Source organism: Bacillus sp. V3-13 (assembly GCF_002860165.1).
Taxonomy (GTDB): Bacteria; Bacillota; Bacilli; order Bacillales; family Cytobacillaceae; genus Bacillus_BJ.
The window spans coordinates 18,287-27,890 of sequence record NZ_PGUZ01000021.1; the positions used below are offsets into that span (position 1 = coordinate 18,287).

The window sequence follows — 9,604 nt, forward strand, 5'->3', positions numbered from 1 at the left end:
AGAAGGGGGAGCTTTGCTCTCCTTTTCTGTTTATCGTAGTATAATAACTTATGAGAAAGAAGACCTTGGAATAGAATATTTAAGGAGTGAGACGTGCGTTGAGAGAGCCATTATTTTTCAAGCCAGTTTTTAAAGAAAGAATTTGGGGTGGAGAACAGCTTACCTCATTTGGTTATGAGATACCATCCAAGCAGACAGGCGAATGCTGGGCGTTCGCTGCCCATCCGCACGGTCAAAGCATTGTTAAGAATGGTCCATTTAAGGGGTTGGCATTAGGGGAGCTATGGGAAAACCATCAAGAGCTTTTCGGAAATGTTGGGGGAGACCGCTTCCCATTGCTTACGAAGATATTGGATGCAAATGATGATCTATCTGTCCAAGTCCACCCTGATGATGAATTTGCCCGGAAGCACGAAAATGGCGAGCTCGGTAAAACAGAGTGCTGGTACATCATTGATTGTGAAGAAGGAGCCGAAATCATCTTTGGCCACCATGCGCAAAGCAGAGAAGAATTTGTCGAAATGATCGAGGAAGGGAAATGGGATCAACTATTAAGAAAAGTTCCCATTAAGCCAGGGGATTTTTATTTTGTACCAAGCGGAACGATTCATGCAATTGGCAAAGGAACTCTCATACTGGAAACCCAGCAAAATTCTGACACCACGTACCGCGTCTATGACTATGACCGCAGAGACAACGATGGAAACCTAAGAGAGCTTCACATCGAAAAATCGATTGAAGTCACCACGATTCCTTTACATCAACCAGAAATCAATCCGGAAAAAGCAACGGTTGATGATTTAAGAATAACTACGTTTATTGAAGGAGAATATTTTACAGTACATAAGTGGGATTTAAACGGGCACGCTGCACTACAGCAAACGAAGTCTTTTCAACTTGTTAGTGTTCTTTCCGGTGAAGGGACTGTGGAAGTGAATGGCCATTGTGTTTCATTTAAGAAAGGTGACCATTTCATGCTGCCGTTTGATTTCGGCACTTTTACTTTAGATGGAGAAGCGGAGTTTATTGTATCGCATTTATGATCCGCTCCCTAAAAACATTACCCCCATCAAACATCGAAGATTCTGTTTGATGGGGGTTTAGAAACTGACGCAGTATTTAAATTATCGTTTAATACTTACGCCATCTCGTGTATGTTTAATTTACTGAGTTTGGTTCAGCTTATACTGTTTCTCGAAATAGTTCCTATACTCACCATTAATAATTTGTTCCCACCAGGATTTATTGTCAAGATACCATCGAATGGTCTGGGCAATTCCGGTCTCAAAGGTGTAAGTCGGCTTCCAGCCTAATTTTTCTAATTTAGTAGCATCAATAGCATATCTCTTATCGTGTCCTAAGCGGTCTGTTACAAACTCGATTAACTCTTCTGATTTTCCCAATGTTTTAATAATCGTCTTGACAACCTCGAGATTTGTACGTTCATTATGCCCTCCAACATTATACACTTCACCATTTACCCCTTGATGCATGACCAAATCAATTGCCGCACAATGATCAAAAACATGCAGCCAATCACGGATATTTTTACCGTCACCATAAACAGGTATTTTTTCGTTATTCAGTGCACGTGAAATCGTAAGTGGAATTAACTTTTCGGGAAAATGAAATGGTCCGTAGTTGTTTGAGCATCGAGTAATATTCATCGGCAACCCGAAAGTTTTATGATAGGAACGTACTAACAAATCTGAAGATGCCTTACTGGCACTGTAAGGACTGTTTGGTTGAAGCGGTGTCTCTTCCGTAAAAAAAGTTGCAGGATCAAAGCTTAATTCACCATATACTTCATCGGTAGACACATGTACAAATTTTGAAATATCATTCTTTCTTGCCGCATCTAAAAGTACTTGAGTACCCAATACGTTTGTACGAACAAACACTTCCGGGTCAGTTATAGAACGATCGACATGGCTTTCTGCAGCGAAGTGAATAACATAATTAAATTTCAGTTCCTCAAATAGTGACATGATTTTATTTCGATCGGCAATATCTGCATGGATAAAATGATAATTAGCTTTATCCTCTATGTGCTGATGCTTGGATAAATCACCTGCATATGTCAGCAAATCCAGATTAAATACATCATAATTTGGGTATTTATCAACCATGTATTGAACAAAGTTTCCACCGATAAAACCTGCACCACCGGTGACTAAGACTTTTTTCTTTGTCATTCTCCCACCCCATGTAGTAGTTCTTTTAAATACCGATTTAAGGCATCCTGCCATTCCGGTAAAGGTATAAAGCCGTTATCTATCAGTTTTTGTTTGGACATTCTAGAGTTATGCGGCCGCAGCGCACGGGTAGGATATTCTTCAGTTTTAATACCATTTATTTCGACACGTTTACCGGCTTGTTTAAATATTTCTTCGGAAAACTCAGCCCAGCTGCAAAACCCTTCGTTTGAGGCATGATATATCCCATATTTTCCAGTCTGGATCATATCAATTAACAATCGGGCCAAGTCAGCAGTATAAGTTGGTGAACCAAATTGATCACTAACTACTTTCAATTCATTATGAGTTTCTGATAACCGAAGCATTGTCTTCACAAAATTATTACCGTTTATACCAAACACCCATGAAATACGGACAATAAAGAATGCTTCCAATATTGCTTGAACCACTTTTTCCCCTTCATACTTTGTTAATCCATAGTACCCAATAGGATTTGGGGAATCCGTTTCTACAAAGGGCTCAGCTCCTTTTCCATCGAAAACATAGTCTGTGCTGATATATAAAAACTTTGCCTTTATTTCCTTAGCTGCTTTTGCTAAATACTTTGTGCCTTCGACATTAACATTCCAACATTTTTCCTTATCATCTTCAGCTTTATCAACTGCCGTATAAGCAGCACAATGGATGACAGCATCGGGCTTTTTTTCACGAATAAACTCATAGACTGCATGCTCTTCAGTGATATCCAAGTCTTTACTGCTTGTTCCAATCATCTCCAGCCCATGTTTTAGTCCTGCCCTGACTACATCATAACCAAGCTGACCATTAAAACCGGTAACCAGAATTTTCATCTATTTATTCTCCGTAGACAAAATTATTATCAGCGTCTTTTAAAAGCGGTGCTTTTTGATCTTTATCTGACAAAACAGGTGGCATGCCAGTCGGCCACTTAATACCTATAGCTGGGTCATTCCAGGAAATTCCCCGGTCAGATTCGGGTGCATACAACGCGTCTACTTTGTATTGAACTTCAACATCTTCGGTTATTGTCATAAACCCATGGGCAAATCCCTTTGGAATCAGTATTTGTTTTTTATTTTCAGCGTTTAATTCAATACCAAACCACTGACCATAAGTTGGGCTCCCGTTACGAATATCCACAGCAACATCAAAGATTGCTCCCTTTGTACAGCGAACAAGCTTTGATTGTGCGTTAGGATTTAACTGATAATGCAGACCCCTTAATGTACCTTTTACAGCAGAAAATGATTGATTGTCTTGCACAAAATTCAGATCAATGCCTGCTTCTTTAAACTTAGCATCACTATATGTTTCCATAAACCAACCACGGTTGTCACTAATTACAGCAGGTTCAATAACTAATACATCTCTTAAGATAGTTTCATATATTTTCATATTACACCTCTTGATCAACTATCATTTCAAAATTAGCAAGCTGTGCTAACCGTAATAAATACTTACCATACTCATTTTTCTTAAGTGGTTCTGCTAATTTTATTAAATGATCTCGTGTAATATACCCTTTTCGAAACGCTATTTCCTCTAAACAAGCTACTTTTAAACTTTGTCTCTTCTCTACAGTTTCAATAAATGTTGAAGCTTCGAGTAATGATTCATGTGTGCCAGTGTCTAACCATGCAAACCCGCGACCTAATAGTTCAACATGGAGTTGCCCTCTATTGAGATAGATTTCATTCACAGAAGTGATTTCCAGCTCGCCTCTTAAAGATGGTTTAATAGATTTAGCAATTTCGACAACATCATTATCATAGAAATACAAACCCGTCACAGCATACGTTGACTTAGGAAAAGCTGGTTTTTCCTCTATTGAGATTGCTTTACCATGTTGGTCAAATTCTACTACTCCAAATCTTTCAGGGTCTTTAACATTATAACCAAATATTGTTGCTCCTAAAGACCTGGAAGCTACTCTTTCCAGCGTTTTGGTAAATCCATGTCCATAAAAAATATTATCTCCCAATATAAGTGCAACGGGATCATCACCAATAAACTCTTCCCCAATGATGAATGCTTGCGCCAACCCATCAGGTGATGGTTGAATTGCATAACTCAAATTAATGCCTAGCTCCGACCCATTTCCTAATAATTGTTCAAACCTGGGAGTATCACTGGGTGTTGAAATGATTAAAATATCTCTAATGCCTGCCAGCATTAGAACAGATAATGGGTAATAAATCATTGGCTTATCATAAATCGGCAGCAATTGTTTTGATACTGACCTGGTTAATGGGTATAATCTAGTCCCACTCCCACCTGCCAAAATAATACCTTTCATATTGATCTGATCCTCCAAATAGAATTGTTTTCTTCTTCCAGTTGCAAGAACAAATTCTTTGCTGATTACTCTAATAAAATACTTGCATATATTAATCATACAAAAGACGAATCTAAACTTTTATCATAGAGATTTAAATAATTACTAAATTCTAATAATTATTAATGACTTCGACCACAGTTTTCGCTTCTTCTAAAGTCATAACAGGAGATATCGGAATACTCAAAACTTCCCGATGAATTTGCTCTGTGAGCTTATATTCCAAGTGGTTCCATTCTTTATACGCTTCTTGTTTATGGGGTGGTATCGGGTAGTGGATAACCGTTTGAATATTGTGATCTGCTAAATATTGTTTGAATTCATCTCTTTGTTCAGTCCTTACAACAAATATATGCCAAACGTGTTGTAGTCGATTACTAATTTTAGGCAGTATAACTTTTGGGTTTCTAATGTTATTTAAATAATAATCTGAAATTTCACGTCGCTTTTCATTATCCCGATCTAGATAATTCAATTTCACCTTTAATATGGCGGCTTGTATTTCATCTAAGCGACTGTTTACCCCTGGGAATAGATTTTCATATTTTATATGTGAACCGTAATTTCGAAGAGCTTTTAATTTCAAAACCAAATTGGAATCATTAGTTGTGATCGCCCCTCCGTCACCCAACGCTCCCAGGTTTTTACCTGGATAAAAACTAAATCCCGCAGCATCACCCAAATTGCCTGCTCTTTTATTGTTGTAATAAGCTCCATGCGCTTGGGCGGCATCCTCAATGACTTTAAGTTTATGTTTCCTTGCTATTTTGTTTATTAAGTCCATTTCAGCTACCTGTCCATACAAATGTACGGCCATAATCGCTTTTGTTCGTGAGGTGATTTTCTCTTCGATTAAGGCTGGATCAATATTATATGTTTCTAAACTGGGCTCCACCAGGACAGGTGTTGCTCCATTAGCTGATATTGCCAGAATGGAAGCAATATATGTATTAGCAGGCACAATCACTTCATCGCCAGATCCAATCTCATAAGCACGGATAATAAGAGTTAACGCATCCAATCCATTTGCCACTCCGACACAATGTTTTACACCACAATATTTCGCGAATTTTTGCTCAAAGGATTCGACTTCTTGTCCAAGAATATACCAACCGCTGGACAAAACAGCTGAGATTGCTTTATTAATGTCATCATTATATTGTTCATTAACAGCTTTTAAATTTAAAAAAGGGATCAATTCAAAAACTCCTTCGAAATTCTTACTTTAAGAGAGAAATAGCCCCATTGACGAATTGGTAATTATTATCACATTTACTACAATGCAAATCCTCATTTAACTTATGACCACAGTCACAAATATAAGCTTTAAATTGAGCAGGATTACCGTACCATAATGTGTTATTTGGAACGTCCTTGGTAACCACAGATCCGGCACCGATCATTGAATAACGGCCAATCGTATTGCCCGCTATAATTGTCGAATTGGCACCGATTGATGCTCCTGTTTCAATATAGGTCTTCTCAAAGACATCTGGGTATTTCTTTGATCGTGGTATAAGATCATTTGTGAAGGTTACGTTTGGCCCTATAAACACATCATTATCTATTTTTATTCCATCCCAAATGTAAACACCTGATTTAATAGTGACTCTATCCCCAATTACTACATCATTTTCTATAAAAGTATGGTCACAGATATTACAGTCATCACCGATAACTGCTCCGGGTAAAATGTGCGAAAACGCCCAAATAGTTGTACCTGCTCCAATTTTCGCCGACTCAACAATCGCTTGAGCATGAATTTGATACTTCATTCATTTCCTCCTGAGAATTCTTCATAATCTCTAATATAATCAGCTTCATCATAATATTGATCAGCCAAAACCATCAGTACACAATCTGGTGAGAAGTCATACATTTCCCGCCAAATCATATGTTCAATTACCAGCCCTTTAGATGGGTCATTTAGAAAGACTGTCCTAGTTTCATTGCCATCATCAAGAAAAATACTGCAGCTGCCACTCACACATATCAGTACTTGTTTAAGTTTTTTATGGGCATGGGATCCCCTGCGTACTTTTTCTTTAGTTCCAAAAATATAGTATATACGCTTTATCTCAAATGGGATGTTTTTATTTTCCTCCAAGGAAACGAGTGATCCTCGCTCATCACCCATGACTTTAAAATCTAATAATTCAATATTCATATAGTACAAATTTCACCTCCAAGTTTTAGTTTAGCGTTTTAACACAATTGTATCTACCAAAAAATAATAGTTTTGAATATTGCCATCCAAAAGAGCCACTATTGCCAAATTTCAGAGCCACTTATGACAAAAAATAGAGCCACTCTTGCCACACTGAGAGCCACCACTTTTTGCCTATCCTCCTAATCACAGATATAGTACATTTAAATACTAAGTTTTGGGGGAAGGGGGACATTATTTGGTCACCGTCCAGGAAGCAACCCGTTTTTTCCGTTTACACGAGGTTAAGTGCGATGAGGAATTGGTCCGTAAATGGATGGATACTAATCCAGTGGGACTCGCTTTGAAGGATAAAAAGGATAGTATAGATGAATGGGATATGTATAATTTCAGTGAATGGCTTAGGGTTTTGGGGACTGCTTATGAAGATGGGATAGATGAACAAACCAAAATCTCTAGATTACTAGAAGAAGTAGCTGAGTTAAAGCTAAAAAACAAAGAGTTAGAACAGGAAAATTATCAACTGCTTTCCAAATTGGATTTTTTAACTTTCTGACCGATGGATAATTCCAGAGCCTCCTACCCAATCTGGCTTGGTAGGAGGTTATTTTTTATGGTTTACCTAAGAGGTTAATCCTATCCCTTTATTCCATGTCGTTCTCTCATTGATACTTCACCATCGATGAAAATGTTGTAGGAATCGTGGATGATCCGGTCCAATATTGCATCAGCCAAAGTAGCTTCTCCTATTTTTTCATACCAGCCCTGTGTATCGAACTGAGAACAGAAAATGGTGGATGCCACCTGATGGCGGGATTCTATGATTTCCAAGAGATCTCGGGCTTCATTTTCCCTAAGTGAAGTAAGGAGCCATTCATCTAAAATGAGAAGGTCAACCTTCCGGTAAGACTTCATGACTTTTTGATAGATTCCTTCGCCTCTGGCCACAGCCAATTCTTCCAATAGATCGGGAAGACGAACATATTTGACTGTATAAAATTGGCGGCAGGCAGCGATACCAAAGGCGCACGCAAGGTAAGACTTTCCGTTTCCGGAAGCTCCCTTGATGATAAGATTGTGTTTCCCTTGGATATATTCGGATGTAGCGAGTCTCAGAATTTGTGCTTTATCAAGCCTTCGGTCTGCGTGATATTCTATATCTTCAACACAGGCATTGGGATAACGGAAGTTATCCCCCTTGATAAGTCGATCCAGCTTATTGTTTTTACGGCGTGACCATTCAATGTCTACCATCAGTCCAAAACGGTCCTCAAAAGATAACTCTTTGAACTGCTCATTCCGGAGTTGTTCGTTGAATTGTTCTGCCATGGCGTTTAATCGCATCTCATGTAACTTTGTTAAAGTGCTTTCAGTCGTCATTGTTCATTCCTCCCATAGTAAGCTGCCCCTCTTACAAACCCATGTGCAGAGTCCTGCCGGACTTTATCAGACGCAGAAGATTGAGTGGCAGAATTTAATTTATCCTGTCCAGTTTTCAGGATAGTCTTGATACTGTTGAGGTTAGGTCTTGGCGTATAGGCAAATGCGCGTCCGCAAGCAAATTCCAGTCGTTCTAGAGAATATTGATCTCCGAGTTTGGTAAGTGCCATGCATGACTTAAGCGCCTGTTTTTCTACTTTGTAGGAATCCAGTAACGCATTCACCATTGCCAATGAATTCGGACCCACGGCTTCTGCCCACTTCAGAAAATAATCACGGTTGAAGTCCAGATATTGCTTGTGCTGGGGAGGCATGTGCTCTGGTATTGTAGAGAGGCCGCCTTCCTTTCCCTCAATCCTCATATGGGAGGCAATTCTAAAATTCTTATAAAATACCTCTATGATTTTGCGTGTTATCCTTACGTCAACTTCATGTTTGATATATTCGTAAGGAACTGAGTAGTACATTTTGTCCACCAATATGTGGAATGGAAAGTTGAATGAAATGTAAAGTTTCTTGAAAAAAGAGTCGAATCTGTCATATATCTTAATTGATTTTCTTTACATATTTCCTTCATGCTGAATATAGGCACACGCCAAATTCATTTATGGGGGATGATTAACAATGAAAAGTTTAAGGACTGCACAGGAACTCATAGAGTTTGCAAAAGCATCAATGGTTCAAACAGGCTATTCCGAAGAATATATTTCCGTTCTCTCAGGCACATGGAATGCCCTCAAAAAGTATTTATCTCAAAAAAGCATACTCCAGTTCACGCCTACAATAGGAATTTCCTTTCTGCAAGATCAATACGGTATTCGTTCAGATTGTATGTATCGCAAACTCTCAAAAGTGGACAAAAGACGAAAACGGGCGATTCTAATCCTGAATAATTGCTCGGAGCACGAATCAATCATTACGCCAAAGTCTTATTCTCCTTGCAAATTTGCTCTGCAATTCCAGAAAGAATTCCAAAGATTCATCGACGTACGAATTGAATCAGGGTTGTCATTGACGACGATTAACAGAGATATAAACTGTCTAAACAAACTTTCAAAATATCTAGATGGTTCAAACATTCAGAAACTAGAAGAACTCGAAAGTACTAATATAATTGGTTTCGTTAAAAGCCTTTCTATTTCGGGTAAGCTCCCAACACTTAATGGTGCGGTCAGTTCCTTACGTCTCTTTTTAAAATTCTCATTGGATGAACATTACATTTCTAAAGACCTTTCTCATTTTGTTCCACAAGTCTACTGCAAGCCCGAAGGGATACCATCGGTTTATACAAAGGATGAAATTCAACAACTTCTTAATAGCGTAGACAGAACAGGTCCTATAGATAAACGAAACTATGCAATGCTTTTACTTGCCGCAAGACTGAGTATTGCGAAGAGAATGAGCCACTAGTGCGAAGTTTTGAGCCACTGTTTGCGGACAATA

At 38.5% G+C, this 9,604-nt stretch carries 12 protein-coding genes; 3 read left to right on the plus strand and 9 right to left on the minus strand.

Going from position 1 to position 9,604, the window contains the following annotated elements; translation table 11 throughout:
• Positions 1-98 precede the first annotated feature (98 nt).
• Positions 99-1,043, plus strand: a complete 945-nt coding sequence (gene manA / locus CU633_RS08575; protein ID WP_101659424.1) for a mannose-6-phosphate isomerase, class I — start codon at positions 99-101, stop codon at positions 1,041-1,043.
• 120 nt (positions 1,044-1,163) lie between these two features.
• Here the strand turns inward: manA and rfbB are convergent, their stop codons facing one another.
• From rfbB to CU633_RS08610, 7 genes are all read right to left on the minus strand, one after another.
• Positions 1,164-2,195, minus strand: a complete 1,032-nt coding sequence (gene rfbB / locus CU633_RS08580; RefSeq protein ID WP_101659426.1) for a dTDP-glucose 4,6-dehydratase — start codon at positions 2,193-2,195, stop codon at positions 1,164-1,166.
• Positions 2,192-3,049, minus strand: coding sequence for a dTDP-4-dehydrorhamnose reductase (rfbD, locus tag CU633_RS08585; RefSeq protein WP_101659428.1), 858 nt, complete (start codon positions 3,047-3,049; stop codon positions 2,192-2,194). The genes rfbB and rfbD overlap by 4 nt, the downstream gene beginning before the upstream one ends.
• A gap of 4 nt (positions 3,050-3,053) precedes the next feature.
• Entirely contained in the window at positions 3,054-3,614 is a 561-nt protein-coding gene (rfbC, locus tag CU633_RS08590) for a dTDP-4-dehydrorhamnose 3,5-epimerase (RefSeq protein ID WP_101659430.1), read from the minus strand.
• A 1-nt stretch (position 3,615) separates the two neighbouring features.
• Positions 3,616-4,515 carry a glucose-1-phosphate thymidylyltransferase RfbA gene (gene rfbA, locus CU633_RS08595; RefSeq protein ID WP_101659432.1) on the minus strand — a complete coding sequence of 300 codons (900 nt, stop codon included), beginning with the start codon at positions 4,513-4,515 and terminating at the stop codon, positions 3,616-3,618.
• A 151-nt stretch (positions 4,516-4,666) separates the two neighbouring features.
• Positions 4,667-5,752, minus strand: a complete 1,086-nt coding sequence (locus CU633_RS08600) for a DegT/DnrJ/EryC1/StrS family aminotransferase (protein ID WP_101659434.1) — start codon at positions 5,750-5,752, stop codon at positions 4,667-4,669.
• Positions 5,753-5,774: 22 nt separating this feature from the next.
• Positions 5,775-6,329 (minus strand): acyltransferase, encoded by a 555-nt coding sequence (locus tag CU633_RS08605; RefSeq protein ID WP_101659435.1) that lies wholly within the window; start codon positions 6,327-6,329, stop codon positions 5,775-5,777.
• Positions 6,326-6,721, minus strand: a complete 396-nt coding sequence (locus tag CU633_RS08610) for a sugar 3,4-ketoisomerase (RefSeq protein ID WP_101659455.1) — start codon at positions 6,719-6,721, stop codon at positions 6,326-6,328. Before CU633_RS08610 ends, CU633_RS08605 begins: the two co-directional genes overlap by 4 nt.
• Positions 6,722-6,959: 238 nt before the next feature.
• Between CU633_RS08610 and CU633_RS08615 the strand changes: the two genes are divergently transcribed.
• On the plus strand, positions 6,960-7,277 hold the full coding sequence (locus CU633_RS08615; RefSeq protein ID WP_101659437.1) for a hypothetical protein: 318 nt from the start codon (positions 6,960-6,962) through the stop codon (positions 7,275-7,277).
• A gap of 80 nt (positions 7,278-7,357) precedes the next feature.
• Here CU633_RS08615 and istB read toward each other — a convergent pair whose 3' ends face one another.
• Both istB and CU633_RS08625 read right to left on the minus strand, forming a co-directional pair.
• Positions 7,358-8,101 (minus strand): IS21-like element helper ATPase IstB, encoded by a 744-nt coding sequence (gene istB / locus CU633_RS08620; RefSeq protein ID WP_101659448.1) that lies wholly within the window; start codon positions 8,099-8,101, stop codon positions 7,358-7,360.
• Positions 8,098-8,637: a Mu transposase domain-containing protein gene (locus tag CU633_RS08625; protein WP_374703358.1), complete on the minus strand. Its 540-nt coding sequence runs from the start codon at positions 8,635-8,637 to the stop codon at positions 8,098-8,100. The genes istB and CU633_RS08625 overlap by 4 nt, the downstream gene beginning before the upstream one ends.
• Positions 8,638-8,785: 148 nt before the next feature.
• Here CU633_RS08625 and CU633_RS08630 point away from each other — a divergent pair, with 148 nt between their 5' ends.
• Positions 8,786-9,571, plus strand: coding sequence for a tyrosine-type recombinase/integrase (locus CU633_RS08630; RefSeq protein ID WP_101659453.1), 786 nt, complete (start codon positions 8,786-8,788; stop codon positions 9,569-9,571).
• The last annotated feature ends 33 nt before the right edge of the window (positions 9,572-9,604 follow it).